The organism is Streptomyces asoensis, from assembly GCF_016860545.1.
Lineage (GTDB): Bacteria > Actinomycetota > Actinomycetes > Streptomycetales > Streptomycetaceae > Streptomyces > Streptomyces asoensis.
Map to the genome: position 1 here is coordinate 2,028,457 of NZ_BNEB01000003.1, position 23,483 is coordinate 2,051,939.

General features: G+C 69.5%; 28 protein-coding genes, 3 tRNA genes and 1 pseudogene. 20 read left to right on the forward strand and 12 right to left on the reverse strand.

The window, feature by feature from the left end; translation table 11 throughout:
- Positions 1–25: 25 nt before the first annotated feature.
- The 6 genes from Saso_RS21740 to Saso_RS21765 all read right to left on the reverse strand — a co-directional run bounded on the left by Saso_RS21740 (position 26) and on the right by Saso_RS21765 (position 2,736).
- Entirely contained in the window at positions 26–391 is a 366-nt protein-coding gene (locus Saso_RS21740) for a DUF6251 family protein (protein WP_189925303.1), read from the reverse strand.
- The gene (locus Saso_RS21745) at positions 361–732 is read right to left on the reverse strand and encodes an RRQRL motif-containing zinc-binding protein (protein WP_189925302.1); all 372 of its coding nucleotides are present in this window, start codon (positions 730–732) and stop codon (positions 361–363) included. The genes Saso_RS21740 and Saso_RS21745 overlap by 31 nt, the downstream gene beginning before the upstream one ends.
- Complete coding sequence (locus tag Saso_RS21750; protein ID WP_189925300.1) at positions 732–1,622, reverse strand: DUF2637 domain-containing protein; 891 nt, start codon at positions 1,620–1,622, stop codon at positions 732–734. Before Saso_RS21750 ends, Saso_RS21745 begins: the two co-directional genes overlap by 1 nt.
- Positions 1,619–1,882: a DUF6284 family protein gene (locus tag Saso_RS21755; RefSeq protein WP_189925298.1), complete on the reverse strand. Its 264-nt coding sequence runs from the start codon at positions 1,880–1,882 to the stop codon at positions 1,619–1,621. Before Saso_RS21755 ends, Saso_RS21750 begins: the two co-directional genes overlap by 4 nt.
- A gap of 200 nt (positions 1,883–2,082) precedes the next feature.
- Complete coding sequence (locus Saso_RS21760; protein WP_189925296.1) at positions 2,083–2,463, reverse strand: RapZ C-terminal domain-containing protein; 381 nt, start codon at positions 2,461–2,463, stop codon at positions 2,083–2,085.
- A 90-nt stretch (positions 2,464–2,553) separates the two neighbouring features.
- Positions 2,554–2,736 carry a hypothetical protein gene (locus tag Saso_RS21765; RefSeq protein ID WP_189925294.1) on the reverse strand — a complete coding sequence of 61 codons (183 nt, stop codon included), beginning with the start codon at positions 2,734–2,736 and terminating at the stop codon, positions 2,554–2,556.
- Positions 2,737–3,093: 357 nt separating this feature from the next.
- Between Saso_RS21765 and Saso_RS21770 the strand changes: the two genes are divergently transcribed.
- Both Saso_RS21770 and Saso_RS21775 read left to right on the forward strand, forming a co-directional pair.
- Positions 3,094–3,852, forward strand: a complete 759-nt coding sequence (locus tag Saso_RS21770; RefSeq protein WP_189925292.1) for a GntR family transcriptional regulator — start codon at positions 3,094–3,096, stop codon at positions 3,850–3,852.
- Positions 3,853–3,857: 5 nt separating this feature from the next.
- A complete protein-coding gene (locus tag Saso_RS21775) occupies positions 3,858–4,526 on the forward strand; it encodes a P-loop nucleotide/nucleoside kinase family protein (RefSeq protein ID WP_372442462.1) in 669 nt (222 codons plus the stop codon).
- A 1,384-nt stretch (positions 4,527–5,910) separates the two neighbouring features.
- Here Saso_RS21775 and Saso_RS21780 read toward each other — a convergent pair.
- A complete protein-coding gene (locus Saso_RS21780) occupies positions 5,911–6,225 on the reverse strand; it encodes a hypothetical protein (protein WP_189925288.1) in 315 nt (104 codons plus the stop codon).
- A 98-nt stretch (positions 6,226–6,323) separates the two neighbouring features.
- On the opposite strand from Saso_RS21780, the gene Saso_RS21785 reads away from it, so the two are divergent.
- Entirely contained in the window at positions 6,324–6,545 is a 222-nt protein-coding gene (locus Saso_RS21785) for a hypothetical protein (RefSeq protein WP_189925286.1), read from the forward strand.
- Positions 6,546–6,562: 17 nt separating this feature from the next.
- Here Saso_RS21785 and Saso_RS21790 read toward each other — a convergent pair whose 3' ends face one another.
- Together Saso_RS21790 and Saso_RS21795 are read right to left on the reverse strand one after the other, a co-directional pair.
- Complete coding sequence (locus Saso_RS21790; RefSeq protein WP_189925284.1) at positions 6,563–7,219, reverse strand: SDR family oxidoreductase; 657 nt, start codon at positions 7,217–7,219, stop codon at positions 6,563–6,565.
- A gap of 174 nt (positions 7,220–7,393) precedes the next feature.
- Complete coding sequence (locus Saso_RS21795) at positions 7,394–8,665, reverse strand: amidohydrolase family protein (RefSeq protein ID WP_189925282.1); 1,272 nt, start codon at positions 8,663–8,665, stop codon at positions 7,394–7,396.
- A gap of 308 nt (positions 8,666–8,973) precedes the next feature.
- On the opposite strand from Saso_RS21795, the gene Saso_RS21800 reads away from it, so the two are divergent.
- From Saso_RS21800 to Saso_RS21835, 8 genes are all read left to right on the forward strand, one after another.
- Positions 8,974–9,046 (forward strand) — tRNA-Thr (locus Saso_RS21800).
- A gap of 46 nt (positions 9,047–9,092) precedes the next feature.
- Positions 9,093–9,165, forward strand: a tRNA-Met gene (locus Saso_RS21805).
- A gap of 88 nt (positions 9,166–9,253) precedes the next feature.
- Positions 9,254–9,418, forward strand: a complete 165-nt coding sequence (gene rpmG / locus Saso_RS21810; protein WP_003948671.1) for a 50S ribosomal protein L33 — start codon at positions 9,254–9,256, stop codon at positions 9,416–9,418.
- A 221-nt stretch (positions 9,419–9,639) separates the two neighbouring features.
- Complete coding sequence (locus tag Saso_RS21815; protein WP_189925280.1) at positions 9,640–10,122, forward strand: MaoC family dehydratase N-terminal domain-containing protein; 483 nt, start codon at positions 9,640–9,642, stop codon at positions 10,120–10,122.
- A 7-nt stretch (positions 10,123–10,129) separates the two neighbouring features.
- Positions 10,130–10,558, forward strand: coding sequence for a MaoC family dehydratase (locus Saso_RS21820; protein WP_189925278.1), 429 nt, complete (start codon positions 10,130–10,132; stop codon positions 10,556–10,558).
- Between the two features lie 114 nt (positions 10,559–10,672).
- On the forward strand, positions 10,673–11,242 hold the full coding sequence (locus Saso_RS21825; RefSeq protein WP_189925277.1) for a TetR/AcrR family transcriptional regulator: 570 nt from the start codon (positions 10,673–10,675) through the stop codon (positions 11,240–11,242).
- A gap of 104 nt (positions 11,243–11,346) precedes the next feature.
- Positions 11,347–12,828, forward strand: coding sequence for a DHA2 family efflux MFS transporter permease subunit (locus Saso_RS21830; RefSeq protein ID WP_189925275.1), 1,482 nt, complete (start codon positions 11,347–11,349; stop codon positions 12,826–12,828).
- Positions 12,829–13,003: 175 nt separating this feature from the next.
- Positions 13,004–14,059 (forward strand): UDP-N-acetylmuramate dehydrogenase, encoded by a 1,056-nt coding sequence (locus Saso_RS21835; protein ID WP_189925273.1) that lies wholly within the window; start codon positions 13,004–13,006, stop codon positions 14,057–14,059.
- Positions 14,060–14,091: 32 nt separating this feature from the next.
- On the opposite strand, the pseudogene Saso_RS21840 reads toward Saso_RS21835, so the two are convergent.
- The 3 genes and pseudogenes from Saso_RS21840 to Saso_RS21850 form a co-directional block, all read right to left on the reverse strand.
- Positions 14,092–14,437 (reverse strand): annotated as a pseudogene (locus tag Saso_RS21840) (NAD(P)-dependent oxidoreductase); the annotation flags it as partial.
- A gap of 13 nt (positions 14,438–14,450) precedes the next feature.
- A complete protein-coding gene (locus Saso_RS21845; RefSeq protein WP_189925271.1) occupies positions 14,451–15,482 on the reverse strand; it encodes an adenosine deaminase in 1,032 nt (343 codons plus the stop codon).
- A gap of 170 nt (positions 15,483–15,652) precedes the next feature.
- Positions 15,653–16,879, reverse strand: a complete 1,227-nt coding sequence (locus Saso_RS21850) for a pyridoxal phosphate-dependent aminotransferase (RefSeq protein WP_189925269.1) — start codon at positions 16,877–16,879, stop codon at positions 15,653–15,655.
- A 215-nt stretch (positions 16,880–17,094) separates the two neighbouring features.
- Here Saso_RS21850 and Saso_RS21855 point away from each other — a divergent pair.
- The 9 genes from Saso_RS21855 to rplL all read left to right on the forward strand — a co-directional run bounded on the left by Saso_RS21855 (position 17,095) and on the right by rplL (position 23,279).
- Positions 17,095–17,167, forward strand: a tRNA-Trp gene (locus tag Saso_RS21855).
- Positions 17,168–17,280: 113 nt separating this feature from the next.
- Positions 17,281–17,568: a preprotein translocase subunit SecE gene (gene secE / locus Saso_RS21860; RefSeq protein WP_189925267.1), complete on the forward strand. Its 288-nt coding sequence runs from the start codon at positions 17,281–17,283 to the stop codon at positions 17,566–17,568.
- A gap of 80 nt (positions 17,569–17,648) precedes the next feature.
- Positions 17,649–18,494 carry a transcription termination/antitermination protein NusG gene (gene nusG, locus Saso_RS21865; protein WP_189925265.1) on the forward strand — a complete coding sequence of 282 codons (846 nt, stop codon included), beginning with the start codon at positions 17,649–17,651 and terminating at the stop codon, positions 18,492–18,494.
- 192 nt (positions 18,495–18,686) lie between these two features.
- Positions 18,687–19,121 (forward strand): 50S ribosomal protein L11, encoded by a 435-nt coding sequence (gene rplK, locus Saso_RS21870; protein WP_020132675.1) that lies wholly within the window; start codon positions 18,687–18,689, stop codon positions 19,119–19,121.
- Between the two features lie 85 nt (positions 19,122–19,206).
- Entirely contained in the window at positions 19,207–19,932 is a 726-nt protein-coding gene (rplA, locus tag Saso_RS21875; protein WP_189925263.1) for a 50S ribosomal protein L1, read from the forward strand.
- Positions 19,933–20,078: 146 nt separating this feature from the next.
- Positions 20,079–21,002: an SCO4651 family lipoprotein gene (locus Saso_RS21880; protein ID WP_189925260.1), complete on the forward strand. Its 924-nt coding sequence runs from the start codon at positions 20,079–20,081 to the stop codon at positions 21,000–21,002.
- Between the two features lie 94 nt (positions 21,003–21,096).
- Positions 21,097–21,909 (forward strand): SCO4651 family lipoprotein, encoded by an 813-nt coding sequence (locus tag Saso_RS21885; protein WP_189925258.1) that lies wholly within the window; start codon positions 21,097–21,099, stop codon positions 21,907–21,909.
- Positions 21,910–22,243: 334 nt separating this feature from the next.
- The gene (gene rplJ / locus Saso_RS21890; protein ID WP_189925256.1) at positions 22,244–22,774 is read left to right on the forward strand and encodes a 50S ribosomal protein L10; all 531 of its coding nucleotides are present in this window, start codon (positions 22,244–22,246) and stop codon (positions 22,772–22,774) included.
- Positions 22,775–22,898: 124 nt separating this feature from the next.
- Positions 22,899–23,279, forward strand: a complete 381-nt coding sequence (gene rplL, locus Saso_RS21895; protein ID WP_005481284.1) for a 50S ribosomal protein L7/L12 — start codon at positions 22,899–22,901, stop codon at positions 23,277–23,279.
- The last annotated feature ends 204 nt before the right edge of the window (positions 23,280–23,483 follow it).

Here is a 23,483-nt window from a genome sequence, read left to right on the forward strand (position 1 = left end):
GGGCCGCCTACGGCTTCGGGGTGGTTCAGCGGCCCTTGCGGCCGGGCCTGCCGGTGCTCTTGCCGCCGTCGCCAACGGCGCGGACGACGGTGACGACGGACCAACCGAGCACAAGCGCGATGAAGGCGAGCATCGCCAGGTTCGCGGCGATGGCGGTCAGCGCGCCGACGAGCAGCGGGCCGAAGTAGACACCGGCCGCGACCGCACCGGCCCCGACACCGGAGCCGAGCGCGACGCGCTGCACCGTGCGGTCCGGCGGAGCCTGGTGGATGTGCACCACCTGCGGCCCGGCGGGCTGCTGCGCGGGCAGAGCGGTCGGGTCGGCGTAGACCTGGCGGCCGTCGGGGAGCTGAACGACAGTCAGGGGGCGGTGTGCGGGGAGCTGTTCCATGACGCACCCTCCGGGGCGTTGTCGGGGAAGGCACAGGCAGGACACATGCCGAGGGACGGCGGGATGACGTATCCCGCGTCCCGCCGGCACTCGGGGCAGACGCGGCGGGCAGCGTTGGCCTTGGCCAGGGCAGCCCACTTCGCCGAGGTCATCGGCCGGACCGGCTTCGCCAGGTCGATGCGGTACAGGTAGGCGACCAACGGCCCCCGCCGGCGGCGCGGCCGCTCCACCTGAGCCGCCACCCCCTGACCACCCGGACGCAGGCCCAGAGCGCGGAGTTGGCGGTAAGTGGCGTAGCCGTCCGGGGCGAGCCGCCACCGGTAGACGGGCAGCGCGGCCATCACGCGACCTGAAGGCCGCGCTCGGCGCGCAGGGCGTCACGCAAGGTGCGGGCGTTGGCCGGGGAGGTGCGGACCTCGCGGCGGATGCCCTCGGCGGTCAGCCTGGCGTCCGGCCAATCGGCCGTCACCTTCCGCGCCTCGTCCAGCAGCTCATCCGGCCTGCGCTTCGGCCGAGGGGTACGGGCAACCTCGGGCACACGGCCCGTGGCCCGGCGCACTCGGGTCGACTCGGCGGCCACCGCGCGCCGCTCGATCGGCGTCACGGTCGGCTGCTCGATGGCCCGGACCGGCTTGGCCGGGATGGTCGACTTCAGGAAGCCGACGGCCACCGCGCGGGGCAGCGGCTTCACGTTCGGCGTGATCGGCGTGGGGGTCGATACTGTGAGGTCAGACCTAGACCGATTCATCTCTGTATTGGTCGATTCTTCCGCATTTTCGATCGGGAGTGTGATCGGGGTGGGGCGGTGGTGCAGCACCTTCGCCACGAGGTCCGAGCCGAAGTAGATCGATCCGACCGGAAGCGACGTGGCGAGCAGCACGAGCGCCCAGTTCGCCGGGTCCCAGTCGGCCAGTCGACCCCAGTCGACGGAGTGGCCGTGCAGCTCCGGGACCAGGCCGTGCACGTAGTTCAGCACGAGCGAGGCGATCGTGTAGGCGGCCAGCACCCGCAGCGCGAAGATGCGGTCCCGACCGACGAGCACGAGCGTGGCGATCAGAGCTAGGGCCATCAGACCATCTACGACGAACGGATACAGCGTCGCGGCCGTGTGGTCGGCGCCGATGGCGCCCGCGATGTCCCGCAGGGCGTTCCAGGACACCCGGAAGGCCATGGTGACCACAGCGACCAGTGCGAGCACGAGGGCGGCGCGGCCCTTGCGGTGCAGGTTCATGCGATGCCGCCCGTCTGACCGGGCAGGCCGTTGATGTGGTCGCGGTGCGCGGCGAGCACACGTCGGCGTGCCCGGCGGATGCGCCGCTCGTCCAGCTCGCACGGCGTACGGTCGATGACGATGATCTGCGCGTCCAGCAGCTCCATCTCCGCGCGGATGATGGGCATCTCCGCGTCGATGGCGTTCAGCTCGGCGTCCGTGGGCTCCATCCACGGCTCGAACGCGGTAACAGCGTCCTGAACTGTGACGATGATGTTCATTGGGTCGTGTTCTCCCTAGCAGGTGTCAACGGCCCGAACAGCGGCCCCGGTGTTCCAGCACCGGGGCCGCGCGCCGTTGTGGGGGAAGGGCCGCACGCGGGGCGTGCGGCGGGCCGCGCGGGTGGCGGCCGGTGCCCCGGGCCGGATCCGATCCGGCACCGTCGCGGCCCCGCCCCGAGGCGGCAGGTCCGGGGCGGGTGTCAGCGCTGGACGACGTCCTTGCCCATGTCGCGGTGGCGGACGCTCACCGTGTGCCCGGCGGCCGTCAGCCGGGCGGCCAGGGCGCGGGCGAAGCTGGGGGCGCGGTGACGTCCACCGGCGCAGCCGTCGGCGACCGTGACCGTCCCGGCACTGGGACCGGAAGCGAACGCGTCCACGGCCGTAGCGGTCGCCTCCACCAGCGCAGCGATACCGGCCGTGCCCAGCACAGCGGCGCGCACCGGGGCGTCATCGGCGGTCATGTACCGCAGTTCCGGTGAGACGTGCGGGTCGCGGAAGTGGTGGCGCAGGTCGATGGTGAGGTGCGCGGCCGGCGGGGCGTCGTGCAGGTAGCCGAACGAGACGATCTCGACAGTGCTCATGCAGACTCCAGGGGAAAGAGGGTGGCCGGTGAGGCGTGCCCCGGCCGGGAGTCGAACCCGGCCTACGACCATCAGGGCTGTCGGGGCGGGTCAGCGGCCCCGGCGCTCCAGCTCACGAGCAATGTCGTTCTGCGCGTTGATCGCGCTGAGCGCGTTGTGACCCCCGTCGCGCTCACGGGTGATCAAGTCGTACTCCCGCCGCAGGTCGTCGCTGGTCCGGCCCTTGTTCAGGTCGGCGGAGGCTGCGGCGGAGGCGCTGTTACGGAAACGCATATCGATCTCCTGTGGAGTGGGTGAGATGGGTCGTGCGCGCCCCGACCGGGAGTCGAACCCGGCCTACGACCATCAGGGCGAACGTGCAGTGCCATCACCGCCACAAAGGCGGATCCGGGCAGGTCACCCGGCCCGACATGGGAGGTCGGGGTGGTGAGCTGCACCCATCGACCGCACCTGTGCATGCGGCTGGGTCGGCACCCTGTTGAGTTCTCAATCAATGCGCGCTCACTTCGTACTCACCCCCGCGAGCGGGGACTTTCCTCCAGGCACATCCCTAGGGTTCCCTAGGGTTCCCTGCGGTGTCAAGCGGTAAGGTAGGGAACCTCAGGGAAGTAACGACAGGGAGCGGGCGACATGGCAGGCCAGGCCGACAATCGGGCGCCGTACGCGAGGATTGCCGCCCACTACACGGGGCTGATCACGTCTGGTCAGCTACAGCCGGGCTCGCTCTTGCCGAGCATCAAGAACCTCGCCGAAGAGTGGAAAGTAAGCACCGCGACAGCAGAGAAAGCCCTGCGCAAGCTGCGCAACGACGGTCTTGTGCGAGGGATCCACGGGATTGGGACGGAAGTCCTGGATCACCCGGCGCCGATGTCTTCAGGGTCTCAGCGCCAGGATCGGGGACGCCGAACCGGGTCTAGCTGGGGAGCTGGCGAACGGTCCGACTCGCATCAGGCCGGCGTGGTTGCTGCGCCCGCTGAAGTGTCGCAAGCGCTGGACATCCCGCCTGGCTCCGATGTGATCCGGCGGAGCCGGGTGTACCGAGACCGGCACGGCATCGTGGCCCACAGCACGTCATGGATCCCCGCTCGTTACGCGAAGCTGATCCCTCAACTGGCAGCGAGCGAGCGCCTGACGGGCGGAACCTCACTCCAGCTTATTGCCGAAGCGACTGGCCACCCCATCAGTCACCGCATCGACTCTGCTTCGGCCCGCCTGCTTACGCAGGAGTACGCACGGCTCTTGGAGTTGGATCCCGACAACCTGCCGTCAGAACCGGTAGTTGTGATGACGGCGAAGTTCGTCGACAGTGAGGGCAACATCGTGGAATACGGAGTAGATCTTGGAGGGCCCGGCCGGACATGGCGCACGGAATCGGAGGTCTCCCCGTGACGGGCATGGATGACACGCTCATGAGTGTGCTTGAGGATCGACTAGCTGCACTGCTTGGGGCTCGCAGGGCTGGCACAATCACGCCCGAAGCCGAAGCAGAGCTGGCCGCCATCTCCCGAACCATGACGAGACCGATGCACCCTCGCCCGCCTTTTTGTGTCCTTATGGCTGGACTCCCCGGGTCCGGCAAGACAACTTTGTCCCGTGCTCTCACGGACCGCGGGTTTAAGCGGTTGTGCCCGGATGAGGAAATGTTCCGTCGGCACGGCGTCTACGGAGTGGACTTCCCCCGAGGCGTCTTCCCTACGCTTGAGAAGCCGGTCCTGGAAGACGTGGCGGTCGACCTAGAGCAGCAGCTCAAGGCAGGCCGCGACGTTGTTGTTGACCATGGATTTTGGACGCCCGAGGACCGGGCGAGGTGGCGCGACATTGCGATTGATGCCGGTGCCATGCCGATACTCGTCTACCTCGCAGCCAGCCACGATCAGTTGTGGGCCAGGATCAGCAAGCGCAACGCCGACCACGCGAATGACCCCAACTCGATCTACTTCTCGGAGAGTGACCTTCAGCGATACCGCACCCGATTCGTCCCTCCTGAGGCAGACGAGCCGCACACCCTGTACGAAGGCGATACGGCGGTCGTGATCACCGCCTTGAAAGCCGCCCGATCCTAGAGCGCAGCCTCTACGCTGGCCGGGTGACGTGGTGGAGCGCGGCGCACGTACGCAATGGGCAGGGATAGCAATCATCATGCCGACGAACCTCGTGCACAACGTTAGGGCGCCGCAATACCCCAAGGCCACCATACTGATTGATGCAATTCAGTCCTAGTCAGTCAAAATGTGCCTCACTTGCAGGTACCCGTTCCGCGAGCCTATACAGGATGGAGAAACGTGAAGAATGAAATTGTGCACAATACCGTTCCCGGAGTGGATCATGCGGCCGGCCCAGGGTGCACCTGCCCTAAAGCGCCCTGCGGTGGATCGATTTATGACGACGAGATCACTCCAACGTGTCCATATCATCGCCTTGAACCGGTTCAAGCTATGCATTATTCGAGCGATTGCCCCGGTCCCCCGAAAGGGAAGAACGCTGGGAGGGTTGGCTTGATGCGATTTTTTAAGAGTCGAGGCTAGGATCTATTCGGGTGTCCTGGAGGTCTCAACCTCCCTCCTGGGCGTGAAAAGCGCCAGACCCCGATTATTGCAAATCGGGCAAAAAGCCCAAAAATCTTCGGTTGTGGCTGGATTGAACATGGCTGATTGGCTGATATTCGGCACGAACGGAGCGGCTTAGGTGTGTAATGATGCATAGGTCAGGCAATAGGTATCACTATGCGTTTTACAGGCTTGGAGGAGTTCGATGAAGAAGCGGGCGAAAGCTCTATCTGCCGGATTTTCGATCGGAGTGTCCGCCTTTGCGATAGCTGTTCTGGCTGCGACTTCCGCGTCGGCCGCCATCAACCCTTTGTCGTGGCACGTCAATAAATCCAAACTTTACTGTGGCAATCTGCCTACCCGAACGCCTGTGGAGCAGATGTATAAGGCGGCGTGCGATGACGCGCTCTTTAAAATGCAGGTAGACGTCCTAACGAAGCAGACCCAGCAGGCTTGGACTGCTGCTGAAACTGCTCGCTATGCATCGAGTTTGAATTGGCCCGGTCCCGGCCACTGACGTTCCGAGTGTCCGGCAAATTCGCAATAACTCGCCTTGTGAATTAGGGATGACGTCCCCTGCCGTGTGATGCTCGATGCCGTCGTGATCGAAGACGACCTGCGGATCGATGTGAAGCTGCTACGGCTGCGACAGTGGGTCAGGGTATGGCTGACCAGCGATGAGCGGACCTGACCGTTTCCCCCAGGTGTTCCCCAGTCTTGAACTGGCAGGGGGAAACCCCAGGCCGCGCGGTACAACCGCGGCCCGCTGTAAATCTGCCGGCTCAGCCTTCCCAGGTTCGAATCCTGGCGCCGCCACGCTGAGAGAGGAAACCCCTCCGAACTGCGACAACGCAGAGCGGAGGGGTTTCTTCGTGTGCGCGGGCAGGAGCACGACGACGGGTCATCCGTCCTTCCCGGGGGAGTCCTCCGGGGGCTCCGCCGTCCGCGCCGGGGGCGTCTTCGCCGCCGTTTTCACCTCCGCCTCGACGTCGTTGCGCGGGCGGCCCTCGTCCCTGGCGTACTCGGTCACCGTCGCCTGCACGTCACGGGCGAGGTCCCGCCAGGCGCGCCAGGCGGTTTCGTAGGTGTCGGTCTGGATGTCCGACCAGGGGGCGGCCGTGGGCGCGCCGTACGCGTCGCGCAGCGCTTCGACCCTCGCGTGTGCCTCGTCGGCCGCGCGTTGCTTCTCCACGAGTTCCTCGAAGGTATGTGCCACGTGTACGGATGCTAGGGAGGTCACCGCACTTCCGCGCGGCGAGCGGGGCGCGTCCCGTCGCGGGGTACCCGCGTGGCCCACTGGGGCAGACTGGCCGTATGCCCAGCGCGTCCAGCCGTCGCAGAACCTGCCCCGCATGCCGTCGCGAGATCGCCGTCGTCGCCGGACGGTTCGCGCGGCACGACCCGCCGGGAGCGCGGGAGGCCGGGGAACTCGTGTCCTGCCCCGGCTCGCGCAGCTCCGCGCAACTGGGTGCCGCGCAACCGTCGTTGGACGGCTACGTGGTCCCGGAGTTCCCCGGTCAGCTGCCCCTCTTCTGACGTGCTCCGCCGCCGGGTCAGTTCCCCGCGACGGCCTTGACCGCCACCGCCACCGGCGCCGAGCCGCTGATGAGCTCCAGGGTGAGGCCGGACGTCGCCGGGCTGTCCAGCAGCTCCGCCAGGACCGCGGCCACGTCGTCGCGCGGGACGGGGCCGCGGCCCGTGCGGGCCTCCAGACGGACCAGTCCGGTGCCGGCGTCGTCGGTGAGCGCGCCGGGGCGCAGGATCGTCCAGTCGAGGGATTCCAGGCCCTGTACGTACGCGTCCGCCTCGCCCTTGGCGCGCTGGTAGACGTCGAAGACGTCGTCGCCCTCGTGGTGCGGGTCCGCGCCCATGGAGGAGACGACCACGAAGCGCCGTACGCCCGCGCGGACCGCTGCGTCCGCGAACAGCACGGCCGCGCCCCGGTCCACGGTGTCCTTGCGGGCCGTCCCGCTGTTCGGTCCCGCGCCCGCCGCGAACACCGCCGCGTCCGCGCCGCGCAGTTGGTCCGCGACCTCCTCGACGGACGCCGACTCCAGGTCCAGGACGACCGGTTCGGCGCCCGCCGCCCGCAGGTCGTCGCCCTGCTCGGGTTTGCGGATGATCCCCGCGACCTCGTCCCCGCGCGCGGCGAGCAGACGCTCCAGCCGCAGCGCGATCTGACCATGACCACCAGCGATGACAATGCGCATGCCTTCGACCGTACGCCCGGACCCGCCCGTCCGCCGTACGACTTCGGTCAAGATCCGACCGGTTGCCTCCGCTTCGCCCCGGTGGCTCCTTCCCCCGCGTCTTCCCTCGAGTCACAGACCGAGCCCGTCCCACTGCCCGCCGCTCGCCGTCCCGCCGCTCGCCGTCCCGCCGTCCTACGACAGTTCGCCCCGGCCCTGTCTCGGCAGGCCCCGGTCCGGGGCGCCCGCCGCCGAGCCGCGGTATTCGCGGACCGCGCTGGTGCGGGCCACCACGCGGCCCTGGTGGATCACGATCCGGCTGTACGCCAGGGACAGGGCGCCCGCCAGCCGGTCGCCGCGGACGGCGAGCAGGTCGGCCGGGAAACCCGCCTCCACGCGGACCTCGGGGAGGCCCAGCGCCGCCCGCGCGCAGGCGCTCACGGCGTCGTAGGCGTCCTCGGGCCGCAGACCGTGGTGGGAGGCGAGCAGGTAGGCCGCCTCCAGGGGGTCGCCGCGGCCCACCGGGTTGGCGACGTCCCGCAGCGCCCCGCTGCCCGCCGCCACGCGCACGCCGGCCGCGCGCAGCAGCCGTACGGGCGCCGCGTCCCGGTGCTCGACGGAGCCGCAGGCGCCCTGGGGGAGGCAGATCACCGTCACGCCGGCGGCGGCGAGTTGGTCGGCCGTGCGGGCGGCGGTCTCGGCGGGGAGACGGCCGAGACCGCCGCAGGGGCTGAGGGAGACGCCGGGGCGCAGGCCGCCCGCCATCGCCGCGAGGCGGGCGAGGCGGGCCGGGTCGTCGGCGTCGGTGTGCAGGTCGACGGGGCAGCCGTGCTCGGAGGCGACCTCCAGCACCGTCTCCACGTAACCCGTGGGGTCGGGGTCCAGGTCGGGGCAGCCACCCACCACGGAGGCGCCCATCTTCACCGCGTCCCGCAGCATCGCGAGCCCGTCGGCGCCGGCCGCCCCGGTCAGCACCCGGGGCATCGCCACGGTCGTCAGCTCGGCGAGCCCGCGCAGCGAACGCCGGGCCTGGAGGACGGCGTCCAGCGCGCCGAGGCCCTGGACGTCGCCCACGCGCACGTGCGTGCGCAGCGCCGTCGCGCCGTGCCCCAGGTGCAGCAGCGCGGCCTCGGTGGCGCGGCGCTGGACGTCCTCCGGGGCGTACGAGACGGGGCCGTCGGTGTCGGCCGTGAGCGCGGTGTCCACGTGCGCGTGCGGCTCCGCGGGAGCGGGCAGCAGGAGGTAGCCGCCGAGGTCCACGCGCGTGCCGCCCCGGGTGGGCGCGGCCGTCAGGCTGCCGGCCGTGCCGACCGCCTCGATGCGTCCGCGGCCGAGCCGTACGTCCACGGTCCGGCCGTCCGTCAGGCGCGCCCCGCAGAGCAGGAGGGCGGCCGGGTCCGGTGAGCCCCCCGGGGAGCCGGACGAGGACGACGAGGGGGGCGGCGGTTGCGGCTGACTGTCGGGCATCGCGCTCCAGGGGCTCGGCTCGGGACCGCGCGGGAAACGGGCGAGCGGGACGTGGTGGGGCGTCATGGGCGGGTCGGGTCACGCAGGGTCGCGGGGGGCGCAAGATCACGCAGAGTGAGTCGAGCCTAGGACGGCGTTCCGGCGTGAGCCGGGAGGAGCGCAATAGTCGTACCGCTGTGGTCCGGTGGACGGGAGGGGCTCAGGAGACCGCCGGGACCTCGGGCAAACCGCCTTCCGGCCGCTTCCGCGGGGCCTCGCGAAACGGATTTGGGTGAACGGCTGCGGACCGTGTAATGTCTTCATCGCTCGCCCCAATAGCTCAGTCGGTAGAGCGTCTCCATGGTAAGGAGAAGGTCTACGGTTCGATTCCGTATTGGGGCTCTGGTGGGTGAGGTTCCCGTCGTGAGGCGGGGCCTGATCCCATCAAAGCGGTGTAGCTCAGTCGGTAGAGCAAGCGGCTCATAATCGCTGTGTCACCGGTTCAAGTCCGGTCACCGCTACTGACAGTAGCCGATTGTGGGGTCGGTCCTTCGATCGGCTACTCTTCTATGCGTAAATCGTCCCATCCGTTCGTCAAGGAGCACTCCTGTGGCTGCCACCGACGTCCGCCCGAAGATCACGCTGGCCTGCGTGGAGTGCAAGGAGCGGAACTACATCACCAAGAAGAACCGGCGTAACAACCCGGACCGACTGGAGATGAAGAAGCACTGCCCGCGTTGCAACGCGCACACCGCGCACCGCGAAACGCGATAAACCAGGCTCGTACACGAGGCCGTCCCCGAGTGATCGGGGGCGGCCTCGTGTCGTTGAACGACCTGTACCGGCCGGTAGAGCCGCGCGGCGAAAGCACGGCGCGGCGACGAGACGGCCGGCGGGGAACCCGCTGCGGCGGGCCGTGACGACCGGTACGGCGCGGCGACGGCGCAGCAGCAGAGCGACGCAGAGTGACAGAGCAACCAGGAGGTGCCGAGGCCATGGCGCTCGACCAGTCCTTCGTCGGGCGGACCTACCCGCCCACCGACCCCTACGAGGTCGGTCGGGAGAAGATCCGCGAGTTCGCCGAGGCCGTGGGCGACGCCAACCCGGCGTACACCGACCCCGAGGCGGCCAAGGCGCTCGGCTACGCCGATGTGATCGCGCCGCCGACCTTCGTGTTCTCGATCACCTTCAAGGCCGCGGGTCAGGTCGTCCAGGACCCGCAGCTGGGTCTCGACTACAGCCGCGTGGTGCACGGCGACCAGAAGTTCGCCTACCGGCGTCCGGTGCGCGCCGGGGACCGGCTGACGGTCACCTCCACCATCGAGGCGGTCAAGTCCATGGCCGGCAACGACATCCTGGACATCCGCGGTGAGGTCCACGACGAGGCCGGCGAGCACGTCGTGACCGCCTGGACCAAGCTCGTCGCCCGGGCGGCGGAACCGACGGAGCCCGTGGCCGCCACGGGCGGGGAGGCGTGAGGAACCGATGACGTCGAAGATCGCTTACGACGAGGTCGAGGTCGGCACCGAGCTGCCGGCCCGCTCCTTCCCGGTGAACCGCGCCACGCTCGTGCAGTACGCGGGGGCCTCCGGGGACTTCAATCCCATCCACTGGAACGAGAGGTTCGCCAAGGAGGTGGGCCTGCCGGACGTCATCGCGCACGGCATGTTCACCATGGCGGAGGCGGTCCGTGTCGTCACCGACTGGACCGGCGACCCGGGTGCGCTCGTGGACTACGGCGTGCGCTTCACCAAGCCCGTCGTCGTCCCGAACGACGACCGGGGCGCGGTGATCGAGGTCACCGGCAAGGTCGGCGCCAAGCTCGACGACAACACCGTGCGGGTCGACCTGACGGTGACCAGCGGCGGTCTGAAGGTGCTCGGGATGTCCCGGGCGGTCGTACGGCTTGCCTGATCCAACGCGCAGGACACGCGGTAAGGGGCGTTCTCCATGGGGGAGCGCCCCTTACCGCGTCTTCCGCGTCCCCACCCCTTGACCTGGTTAGTGATTGAGTACTAACTTAGTCGCATGGTCAGGATGAGCGCAGAGGAGCGGCGCGAGAGCGTCATCCGCGCGGCGACGAGCGAGTTCGCCCGGGGGGGATACCACGGCACGTCCACCGAGGCGATCGCCAAGCGGGTGGGCGTCTCGCAGCCGTATCTGTTCCGGCTCTTCCCCGGTAAGAAGGCGATCTTCCTCGCCGCGTCCGAGCGCTGCATGGAGGACACCATCCGCACCTTCGCGGAGGCGTCCGAGGGGCTGGAGGGCGAAGAGGCCCTGCACGCCATGGCCAACGCCTACACCAAGGTCATCACGGAGCGGCCCGAGCGGCTGCTGTTGCAGATGCAGATGTACGTCGCGGCTGCCGCCGCCGAGGCGGAGGGCGACCGGGAGTTCGGTGAGGCCGTCCGGGCCGGCTGGATGCGGCTGTGGGACACCGTCCACCTGCCCCTGGGCGCCGACGTGAACGAGACGACGACGTTCATGGCGTACGGCATGCTCATCAACTGCCTGGTGGCCATGGGCTTTCCGCCTGGGCACCGGGTGTGGGAAGGGCTCTACCCGTCCGCCCGGACCAAGGGGCGACTGGAGAAGTAGCGCGGGAGCGGCGGTCCGCCGCCGTCTCCGAGGGGCGCGTCTGTGTGCGCGCAAAAGTTAGTCATCAATTACTAACCGGAATTCGATCACCCGCTGGGGGAGCGATGTCACAGCAGACCGCACAGCGCGGGGGAACCGTGTGGGCCCTCGTCATCACCAGCGTCGCCGGGTTCATGGCGGCGCTCGACAACCTCGTCGTCACCACCGCCCTGCCCTCCATCAGGGAGGACCTCGGCGGCGGGCTGGGCGACCTCGAATGGACCGTGAGCGCCTACACGCTCACCTTCGCCGTACTGCTCATGTTCGGCGCCGCGCTCGGCGACCGGTTCGGCCGCCGCCGGATGTTCCTCGCCGGACTGACCGTCTTCACCGTCGCCTCCGCCGCCGCGGCGATGGCGCCCGGCATCGACTCCCTCATCGCCGCCCGCGCGGTCCAGGGCGTCGGCGCGGCCGTCATGATGCCGCTGACGCTGACCCTGCTCACGGCCGCCGTGCCCGCCGCCAAGCGCGGGATGGCGTACGGCATCTGGGGCGCCGTCAACGGACTCGCCGTCGCCTCCGGGCCGCTCATCGGCGGCAGTCTCACCGAACACGTGTCCTGGCACTGGATCTTCTGGCTGAACGTTCCGCTGGGCGTCGCCCTGCTCCCGCTCGCCCGGCTGCGCCTCGCCGAGTCGTACGGCACCGGTGCCCCGCTCGACATCCCCGGCACCCTGCTCGCCAGCGGCGGCCTCTTCGGCGTGGTCTACGGCCTGGTGCGCGGGCCGGCCGACGGCTGGACCAGCTCGCTGGTGCTGACCGGCCTGGTCGCGGGCGGCGCGCTGCTCGTCGGGTTCGTCCTGCACGGTCTGCGGGCCGAGAACCCCATGCTGCCGATGCGTCTCTTCCGCTCCCGCGCCTTCGCCGGGATCAACGCGGCGAGCCTGCTGATGTTCCTCGGGATGTTCGGCTCGATCTTCCTGCTCAGCCAGTACATGCAGGGCGTCCTCGGCTACTCGCCCACCGAGGCCGGCCTCAGGATGCTGCCGTGGACCGGTATGCCGATGCTCGTCGCGCCGATCGCCGGCATCCTCTCCGACCGGATCGGCGGTCGGCCGGTCGTCGCCGCCGGGCTCTTCTTCCAGGCCGTCGGTCTCGGCTGGATGGCCTCCGTGGTGACCGTCGACGCCTCCTACGCCGTCCAGCTGCCCGGTCTGATCGTCAGCGGCATCGGCATGGCGCTGTTCTTCGCCCCGGCCTCCAGCCTCGTGATGTCCAGCGTCCGGCCGCAGGAGCAGGGCATCGCCTCCGGCGCCAACAACGCCCTGCGGGAGGTCGGCGGCGCCCTCGGCATCGCGATCATGGCGTCGATCTTCTCCGCGCAGGGCGGTTACGAGTCCGGTCAGTCCTTCGTCGACGGACTGCGGCCCGCGCTGGTCACCGGCTCGGCCGTGGTGGCCCTCGCCGGAGTCGCCGCGCTGGTCATACCGGCCGCACGGCGAGCGGCGCGGACCGGGGCCGAGACCGACGAGACCGCCGCGGCGGCGAGCGCGAAGACAGGGACGCAGTCCCGGCCGGAGCCGGCCCTGGAGGACGTCGCCCACTGAGCCCACCGGGCGCCGAGGCGCCGGTCGCCGGCTCTTCGAGGCACCTGGCACGCGCGCGTACGGCTCCGCCATCCGGGCGGGGCCGTACGCTCGCGTGTTCGTGTGCGGCCGGATGTGTGCCGCGGGCCCGGCCCGGGGGAGCGGGGCTGCCGGAGGTGTCTCGTAGGCTTGGCGCGTGCAGGAACTCCAGGACGCCCCGCTCGCCCCGCTGACCACCTTCCGGCTGGGCGGTCCCGCCACCAGGCTGGTGACCGCCACGACCGATGCCGAGGTGATCGCCGCCGTGCGCGAGGCCGACGCCGCCGGTACGCCGCTCCTCGTCGTCGGCGGGGGCTCGAACCTCGTCATCGGCGACAAGGGCTTCGAGGGCACCGCCCTGCGTATCGCCACACGCGGCTGCGAACTCGCCGGGACGGGCCTGGAGCTGGCCGCGGGCGAGGTCTGGAGCGACGCCGTGACCCGCACCGTGGAGGCGGGACTCGCCGGGATCGAGTGCCTGGCCGGAATCCCCGGCTCGGCGGGCGCGACCCCGATCCAGAACGTCGGAGCGTACGGCCAGGAGGTCTCCTCCACGATCACCGAGGTGATCGCCTACGACCGCCGGGCCGGTGAGGCCGTCGCGCTCACCAACGAGGAGTGCGCCTTCTCCTACCGCCACAGCCGCTTCAAGGCCGATCCCGAGCGGTACGTCGTCCTGCGCGTCCGGTTCGCACTGGAGGACGCGGGCGGACTGTCGGCGCCCCTGAAGTACGCCGAGACGGCCCGCGCGCTGGGCGTCGGCCCCGGCGACCGGGTGCCGCTCGCCGAGGCCCGCGCCACCGTGCTGAAGCTGCGTTCCGGCAAGGGCATGGTGCTCGACCCCGAGGACCACGACACCTGGTCGGCCGGTTCCTTCTTCACCAACCCGATCCTCACCGACGCCGACTTCGCGGTGTTCCACGCGCGCGTGGCGGAACGGCTGGGGCAGGACGTGGAGCCGCCCGCCTACCCGGCCGGCGAAGGGCACACCAAGACCTCCGCGGCCTGGCTGATCGACAAGGCGGGCTTCACCAAGGGGTACGGCGACGGGCCCGCCCGGATCTCCACCAAGCACACCCTCGCCCTCACCAACCGCGGCGCGGCCACCACGGAGGACCTGCTGGCCCTGGCCCGCGAGGTCGTGGCCGGGGTGCGCGAGGCCTTCGGGGTCACTCTGGTCAACGAACCGGTGATGGTGGGCGTAGAGCTGTAGTAGCTCTGTAGCTCTGTAGCTCTGTAGCCCTGGTAGGCCACGCCCACGCCCTGCTTCACCGTCGCCGTGTCCGCCACCATCGCCAGCATCGCGTGGGCCGAGCCCGTCACCGGCTTGTCCTGGAGCCGCGGCGGCCGCACCACCGTCCAGTCGGTGGCGCTGCGCGCCAGCTCCGCCTCCATCGCGCGCAGGTCGGCGGCCTCCAGGGCCGACAGGACCGTGCGCGTGAGCCGGGCGGCGACCCCGGCGTGCTTGCGGCGGCGCGCCGAGCCCGGACAGGACCGCGTCCAGCGGGCGTTCGCCTACGACGCGGCGGGGGAGCGGCCGCGGGCGGACGTCTTCGCCGCGCGCCTCGCGCGCACGCTCCTGGCCGGGGTCGCCGGTGAGGAGCTCAGGACGCCAGCCAGTCGTCCACACCCGCCAGCAGTTTCACCCTGACGTCCTCGGGGGCCGCCGACCCGCGAATCGACTGACGGGCCAGCTCCGCCAACTCGTCGTCGGTGAAGGCGTGGTGGCGGCGGGCGATGTCGTACTGGGCCGCCAGACGCGCGCCGAACAGCAGCGGGTCGTCGGCGCCCAGCGCCATCGGCACGCCCGCCTCGAAGAGCGTGCGCAGCGGCACGTCCTCCGGCTTCTCGTACACCCCGAGGGCCACGTTGGACGCCGGGCAGACCTCGCAGGTCACGCCCCGGTCGGCGAGCCTCTTCAGGAGCCGCGGGTCCTCGGCCGCCCGTACGCCGTGGCCCAGCCGGGTCGCGTCCAGGTCGTCCAGGCAGTCGCGCACGGACGAGGGGCCGGTCAGTTCGCCGCCGTGCGGGGCGGAGAGCAGGCCGCCCTCCCGCGCGATCGCGAAGGCCCGGTCGAAGTCCCGTGCCATGCCCCGGCGTTCGTCGTTCGACAACCCGAAACCGACGACCCCGCGGTCCGCGTACCGCACGGCCAGCCGGGCCAGGGTGCGGGCGTCCAGCGGGTGTTTCATCCGGTTCGCCGCGACCAGGACCCGGATGCCGAGCCCGGTGTCGCGCGAGGCCGTCTCGACCGCGTCGAGGATGATCTCCAGCGCCGGGATCAGCCCGCCCAGCCGGGGTGCGTACGACGTGGGGTCGACCTGGATCTCCAGCCAGCCCGAACCGTCCCGCAGATCCTCCTCGGCGGCCTCCCGCACCAGCCGCTGGATGTCCTCCGCCTCCCGTACGCACGACCGTGCCGCGTCGTACAGGCGCTGGAAGCGGAACCAGCCCCGTTCGTCCGTGGCCCGCAGCCTCGGTGGCTCCCCGCTGGTCAGCGCCTCGACCAGGGTGTCCGGCAGGCGCACGCCGTACTTGTCGGCCAGTTCCAGCACGGTGGTGGCCCGCATCGACCCGGTGAAGTGCAGGTGCAGATGGGCTTTCGGCAGCTCAGAGACATCACGTACACGCTCCATTCCCAGATCCTGCCGCACGTTCGCGCCGTCCCGGTACCGCTTTCCCCGATCGTGGTCTTGCTCGCACTCAGGCACGAACGGGGAGCGGACACCGCAGGCGGGCGGAGAAGAAGGAAGCGGGCCGCCTCCCCGGGGGAGACGGCCCGCACGCGCGCGTGAGGAGGCGGACGTCAGTCCCTGGCCTCCGCCAGCAGCTTCTGGATGCGGCTCACGCCCTCGACGAGGTCCTCGTCGCCCAGCGCGTACGACAGCCGCAGGTAGCCGGGGGTGCCGAAGGCCTCACCCGGGACGACCGCGACCTCGGCCTCCTCCAGGATGAGCGCGGCCAGCTCGACCGAGTCCTGCGGGCGCTTGCCCCGGATCTCCTTGCCGAGCAGTCCCTTGACGGACGGGTAGGCGTAGAACGCACCCTCGGGCTCCGGGCACAGGACGCCGTCGATCTCGTTGAGCATCCGCACGATCGTCCTGCGGCGCCGGTCGAACGCCTCGCGCATCTTCTCGACGGCCGCCAGGTCGCCGGAGACGGCGGCCAGCGCCGCGACCTGCGCCACGTTGGACACGTTCGAGGTGGCGTGCGACTGGAGGTTCGTCGCGGCCTTGACGACGTCCTTCGGGCCGATGATCCAGCCCACCCGCCAGCCGGTCATCGCGTACGTCTTGGCGACGCCGTTGACGACCACGCACTTGTCGCGCAGCTCGGGCAGGATCCCCGGCAGGGAGGTGAACTCGGCGTCGCCGTAGACGAGGTGCTCGTAGATCTCGTCCGTCATGACCCACAGGCCGTGCTCGACGGCCCAGCGGCCGATCGCCTCGGCCTCCGCGGCGCTGTAGACCGCGCCGGTCGGGTTCGACGGGGAGACGAAGAGCACGACCTTCGTGTTCTCCGTGCGGGCCGCCTCCAGCTGCTCGACCGAGACGCGGTACCCGGTCGTCTCGTCGGCCACGACCTCCACCGGCACACCGCCGGCCAGCCGGATCGACTCCGGGTACGTCGTCCAGTACGGCGCCGGGACGATGACCTCGTCGCCCGGGTCGAGGATCGCGGCGAAGGCGTTGTAGATCGCCTGCTTGCCGCCGTTGGTGATCAGGATCTGCGAGGCGTCCACCTCGTACCCCGAGTCACGCAGCGTCTTCGCGGCGATCGCGGCCTTCAGCTCGGGAAGACCACCGGCCGGCGTGTACCGGTGGTACTTCGGGTTCTTGCAGGCCTCGACGGCCGCCTCGACGACGTAGTCCGGGGTCGGGAAGTCGGGCTCGCCCGCGCCGAAGCCGATCACCGGACGTCCGGCGGCCTTCAGGGCCTTGGCCTTGGCGTCCACGGCGAGGGTGGCGGACTCGGAGATCGCGCCGACGCGGGCGGAGACCCGGCGCTCGGTGGGAGGGGTTGCAGCGCTCATGGGTCCCATGGTTTCAGACCGGAAACCGCCCCGGCACACGGGTTTCACGGACTGGTCAGCCGACTGAACACCAGAGTGATTCCGATCAAGGCCGCTTTCCGTTCGACGAGGCGCTGAAGACCACGTACACTCACACGTCGTTGGCCTCCAACAGCCGTGCCACATCAGGTGCACACCGAGCACCCGGTCGGATGCGGTACGTTGGGGACACACAAAGGGTCGTAGCTCAATTGGTAGAGCACTGGTCTCCAAAACCAGCGGTTGGGGGTTCAAGTCCCTCCGGCCCTGCTACACACTCCGTCACCAGGATGTGTGCGCAGCGCATGTACGTACAGCAATGCACCGCCGTGCGGCTCAGACCGGGCGCGGCACGGCCACGACCCGGGAACAGGTGAGGACGAATGGCGGATGCCGTGGGCTCCATCGACACGCCTGATGCCCAGGACGAGTTGCCTGAGGCGCAGAAGAAGACCCGCAAGGGCGGCAAGCGCGCCAAGAAGGGCCCGCTGAAGCGTCTCGCGCTCTTCTACCGCCAGATCGTCGCGGAGCTCCGCAAGGTCGTCTGGCCGACGCGCAGCCAGCTGACGACGTACACGACCGTGGTGATCGTCTTCGTCGTCATCATGATCGGCCTGGTGACCGTGATTGACTATGGACTCAGCCACGCCGCCAAGTACGTCTTTGGCTGAGCCTAGAGCGAAGGGCGCCGAGGTATCCGGCGCCCCTTTCGCATGTTCCACCCCTATGTATCCAGGAAGAAGCAGCCACCGTGTCTGACCAGAACCTGAACGACGCCATCGAGCCGGACGAGTCCGTGGACGACGAGCTCGACATCGTCGAGGGCGCGGACGAGGTGGACGAGTTCGAGGCTGCCGAGACCGAAGCGGGTGAACCCGCGGAGGAAGCCGCACTCCACGTCGAGGACGAGGAAGCCGACGAGGACGTCGAGACCGAGGACGTCGTCGAAGAGGCCGAGGAAGAAGAGCCGGCCGAGCCCGTCGACCCCGTCGTCGCCCTGCGCGAGGAGCTGCGCACCCTCCCCGGCGAGTGGTACGTCATCCACACGTACGCCGGCTACGAGAACCGCGTGAAGACCAACCTGGAGCAGCGCGCCGTCTCGCTGAACGTCGAGGACTACATCTTCCAGGCCGAGGTGCCGCAGGAAGAGGTCGTCCAGATCAAGAACGGCGACCGCAAGACCATCCGTCAGAACAAGCTCCCCGGCTACGTGCTGGTGCGCATGGACCTGACGAACGAGTCCTGGGGCGTCGTGCGCAACACCCCCGGTGTCACCGGCTTCGTGGGCAACGCGTACGACCCGTACCCGCTGACGCTGGACGAGATCGTCAAGATGCTCGCCCCGGAGGCCGAGGAGAAGGCCGCCCGTGAGGCCGCCGAGGCCGAGGGCAAGCCGGCTCCGGCCCGCAAGGTCGAGGTCCAGGTGCTGGACTTCGAGGTGGGCGACTCGGTCACCGTCACCGACGGCCCGTTCGCCACGCTCCAGGCCACGATCAACGAGATCAACGCCGACTCGAAGAAGGTCAAGGGCCTCGTCGAGATCTTCGGCCGCGAGACCCCGGTCGAGCTGTCCTTCGACCAGATCCAGAAGAACTAGACCTTCTGGACGTACGCCTTCCGAACAGGTCAGACGGGCTGTCGCCGCGGGTACCTCCCGCCCGGCGAGGGACTGTCTGACCTGCTCGGTTTTTGACCGCGCATGGATACCCGTTATCGTTGTGCGGTATGCCTCCATCCGGATCATCCGGACCGGACGGCTGAAAACTCTCACTAGGACCCGGAGAGAGCAATGCCTCCCAAGAAGAAGAAGGTCACGGGGCTCATCAAGCTCCAGATCAACGCCGGTGCGGCCAACCCCGCGCCGCCGGTCGGCCCCGCGCTCGGCCAGCACGGCGTCAACATCATGGAGTTCTGCAAGGCCTACAACGCCGCGACCGAGTCGCAGCGTGGCTGGGTGATCCCGGTGGAGATCACGGTCTACGAGGACCGTTCCTTCACCTTCATCACCAAGACGCCGCCGGCCGCGAAGATGATCCTCAAGGCCGCTGGTGTCGAGAAGGGCTCGGGCGAGCCGCACAAGACCAAGGTCGCCAAGATCACCGAGGCGCAGGTCCGTGAGATCGCCACGACCAAGCTTCCCGACCTGAACGCCAACGACCTGGACGCCGCGTCCAAGATCATCGCTGGCACCGCCCGCTCCATGGGCATCACGGTCGAAGGCTGATCCCCAGCCCCGTAGCACCTTCGTAGCACCGTGGCAGGGCCTGCTCGGCCCCAACCACGACTCCTCAAGACACACAGGAGCAGTAGTGAGCAAGCGCAGCAAGTCCCTCCGCGCTGCGGACGCCAAGATCGACCGGGAGAAGCTCTACGCCCCGCTCGAGGCCGTCCGTCTCGCCAAGGAGACCTCCACGAGCAAGTTCGACGGCACCGTCGAGGTCGCCTTCCGCCTGGGCGTCGACCCGCGCAAGGCCGACCAGATGGTCCGTGGCACCGTGAACCTGCCGCACGGCACCGGCAAGACCGCCCGGGTCCTGGTCTTCGCGACCGGTGACCGTGCTGCGGCCGCGGAGGCCGCGGGCGCCGACATCGTCGGCTCCGACGAACTGATCGACGAGGTCGCGAAGGGCCGTCTGGACTTCGACGCCGTCGTCGCCACCCCGGACCTCATGGGCAAGGTCGGCCGTCTCGGCCGCGTGCTCGGTCCGCGTGGTCTGATGCCGAACCCGAAGACCGGCACCGTCACCCCCGACGTGGCCAAGGCCGTCACGGAGATCAAGGGCGGCAAGATCGAGTTCCGCGTCGACAAGCACTCGAACCTGCACTTCATCATCGGCAAGTCGTCCTTCGACGACGAGAAGCTGGTGGAGAACTACGGCGCGGCCCTGGAGGAGATCCTCCGTCTGAAGCCGTCCGCCGCCAAGGGTCGCTACATCAAGAAGGCCGCGATCAGCACCACGATCGGCCCCGGCATCCAGGTCGACCCGAACCGCACCCGCAACCTCCTCGTCGAGGAGGACCCGGCCGCGGTCTGAGCCCCACAGCTCACCCTCAGTCGGTGACGAGCCCCGCAACCTTTCGAGGTGCGGGGCTCGTCCCTTTTGCCGTACGTCTTTTTTCCGTACGACTGTCAGTGCCGTGCGTTAACGTTCAGTGACAGGAATCCATGGGGGTGGGACGAATGAAGCACGCGACCCTGTGCCGTGCGGGCCTCTCGATCGCCGCGGTGACCCTGCTGACGTCGATGACGGCCTGCTCGCCGTCCGGCGGCTCCGAGGGCGGCTCCGGCAGCGGCGGCTCCGGCGCCTTCGGCAAGGGCGGGGACGGCGACCCCCGGCTCAGCCCCCTCGCGGCGCTGCGCACCGCCGAGAGGTCCACCGAGGGCGCCGACTCCGCGAAGGTGGAGTCCTCCACGACCATGGGCTCGATGATGTCGATGACGGCGGACGGCGCGCTCGGCTGGGGCGACGGTCTCACCGGCACCCTGACCATCACGTACACGGGCGGCACCATGGCCGACACCATGCGCCGGATGGGCACCACGTCCATGGAGGCCCGCTACCTGCCCGACGCCTACTACGCCAGGATGGGCGACACCTTCGCGCGGCAGGCCGGCGGCAAGCACTGGATCAAGTACGCGTACGACGATCTGGAGAGCCTCGGCGGCAGCTCCGGCGCGTATCTGAAGGACCAGATGCAGAACACCACCCCCAACCAGTCGGTGAAGCTCCTGCTGGCCTCGGGGGACGTGCGCAAGGTCGGCACCGAGCGGGTGCGGGGGCAGCGGACGACGCACTACTCGGGCACGGTCGACGTGGCCGACCTCGCGGAGAAGAACTCGGGCCTCGACCGCGGCCGGCTCGACGACCTGAGGAAGACGCTGGAACAGGCCGGAGTCACCACGGAGACGGTCGACATCTGGGTCGACGACCGGGACCTGCTGGTCAAGAAGGTGGAGAAGGGCGAGACCACGGCCGGCGCCTACACCCAGACCGCGTACTACAGCGACTACGGCACGAAGGTGTCCGCCGAGGTGCCTCCCGCGAGCGACACCGCGGACTTCTCGGCGCTGCTCGAACAGCAGGGAACGGGTGCCGGCTCGTAATTCAGAGGAACCGCCCCGGCCCTCCGGGATAGCTTCACGGTCTTGCTGTGTATCGACCGTGTGTTCTCTGTACGGGGTTGTGGGGGGAAGTCGGATGAGGTCTGCTGTGGGTGCCCTGGGGCTGTCCGTGCTGCTCGTCGCCGGATGTGCGGCGACGGACGGCACGCAGGGCGGCGGTGACAAGGGCGCCGCGGCGGCCGTCGCCCGGGCCGCCGCGAAGGCGGAGCAGGCCGTGTCCCTGCGCTACCGCATGACCGGCAGGACGCCGGAGGAGGGCCGGGTCACCGCCGAGGCGGCGATCGGCACCGAGCCGCCGGCCATGAGCCTCAAGTCCACGGTGCTCGGCGGGCCCGACCGGGGCACGGGAGAGTACCGGCTGGTCGGCGGTGTGCTGTACGTGGGCAGCGACGAGGCGGGTGAGGGCGGCAAGCACTGGGTCAGGTTCGGCGCACCGGGCTCCTCGCCGAAGGGCCTCAAGGTCGACACCGGCACGGCGGCCGACAAGGTCCGGGCCAACCCCTCGCACGAGAGCGGCTTCCTCGGCGCGGCCGACGACCTGAAGCAGGCCGGGACCGAAACGGTCGGCGGGGTCCGCACCACCCACTACACGGGCACCGCGACCCTCGACGCCATCCGCGCCTCCTACGAGGACGACGGCACGGCCGTCCGGCAGCGGACGGAGAAGAGCCTCGCCCAGTACGAGAAGCTGGGTGTGGACGAACTCACGATGGACCTGTGGACCGACGCCGGGGACCGCACGCGCCAGCTGCGCACGCGGGGCACCGGGCGCCACGGCGAGCTCGACCTCACCATCACCTTCCTCGACTTCGGCAAGCCCGTGACCGTCCAGGCGCCGCCCGCCTCGGACACCCTCGACCTGGCCGGGGAGCTGAAGAAGAACCGGTGACGAGGGGGGCACCCGTGGGGCCCGGGCCGGCGGGAGCGGGCCGGGCGCGGGGCCCCGTACGGGCGGATTTGCTTGACGGTGACCCGTTCACGTACTCTCCTCGAGAAGCCAAAGACCGCTGGTCGTTGCCGTGCTCTCGTTCGAGGGGGCGGTGGCCGAAGGATCCGCTGCAATGCGGACGACCCGCGCAGGTGTCAGTGGATACGCTCCCGGACCGGTCTCCTCCCACGGAGTCCGTTCGGTCGAGCAACGCCCCGTGCGCCTGCGCCGGGGCGTTTCGTTGTCCCAGCCCCTTCTGAGCGGTCCTCATCACCCGGAAGGAGGCCGACGCTCTATGGCAAGGCCCGACAAGGCTGCCGCGGTGGCCGAGCTGACGGACGCGTTCCGCAGCTCGAACGCCGCCGTGCTGACCGAGTACCGGGGTCTCACCGTGGCGCAGCTCAAGACGCTGCGTCGTTCGCTCGGTGAGAACGCCCAGTACGCCGTGGTGAAGAACACGCTGACCAAGATTGCGGCCAACGAGGCCGGGATCAACACGCTCGACGACCTTTTCAACGGTCCGACGGCGGTCGCCTTCATCACCGGTGACCCGGTGGAGTCGGCGAAGGGTCTTCGTGACTTCGCCAAGGACAACCCGAACCTCGTCATCAAGGGCGGTGTCCTTGACGGCAAGGCACTGTCCGCCGACGAGATCAAGAAGCTCGCGGACCTCGAGTCCCGCGAGGTTCTGCTCTCCAAGCTGGCGGGTGCCTTCAAGGGCAAGCAGTCCCAGGCTGCGCAGCTCTTCCAGGCGCTTCCCTCGAAGCTCGTCCGCACCGTGGACGCCCTTCGCGCCAAGCAGGACGAGCAGGGCGGTGCCGAGTAACTCGGCTCGCGCATTGACCGCCGCCTGAGGCAGCCCGCCGCAGGCAGGTGGTCGCAGCGGGCCGACTGTACGCCCGCCAGACATGTACATCGGCACCAGCCGAATTAGTGGAAGGAAAGCCGTCATGGCTCTCACCCAGGACGAACTGCTCGCCGAGTTCGAGGGCATGACCCTCATCCAGCTCTCCGAGTTCGTGAAGGCGTTCGAGGAGAAGTTCGACGTCACCGCCGCCGCCGCGGTCGCCGTCGCCGGTCCGGCCGGTCCGGCCGCCGCCGCCGAGGCCGTCGAGGAGCAGGACGAGTTCGACGTCGTCCTCACCGGTGCCGGCGAGAAGAAGATCCAGGTCATCAAGGTCGTGCGCGAGCTGACCTCCCTGGGTCTGAAGGAGGCCAAGGACCTCGTCGACGGCGCCCCGAAGCCCGTCCTCGAGAAGGTCGCCAAGGAGGCCGCGGAGAAGGCTGCCGAGTCCCTCAAGGCCGCCGGCGCCTCCGTCGAGGTCAAGTAACACCCTCCGGTCGGCGACGACCGGACGCGCAGGCTGAATCAGTCCCTCCGGGGCTGTAACGCTCACGCACCGAAGAGCGATCATCCATCTGGGTGGTCGCTCTTCGGCGTTCCTGGAAGCGCGGCCACGGTTGCCCTGCACCCGCGTGACCGGGGGGTATGGTGATCTTCATCGTGTCTCCGAGCGCCGTTCGTCGCGCAGGGG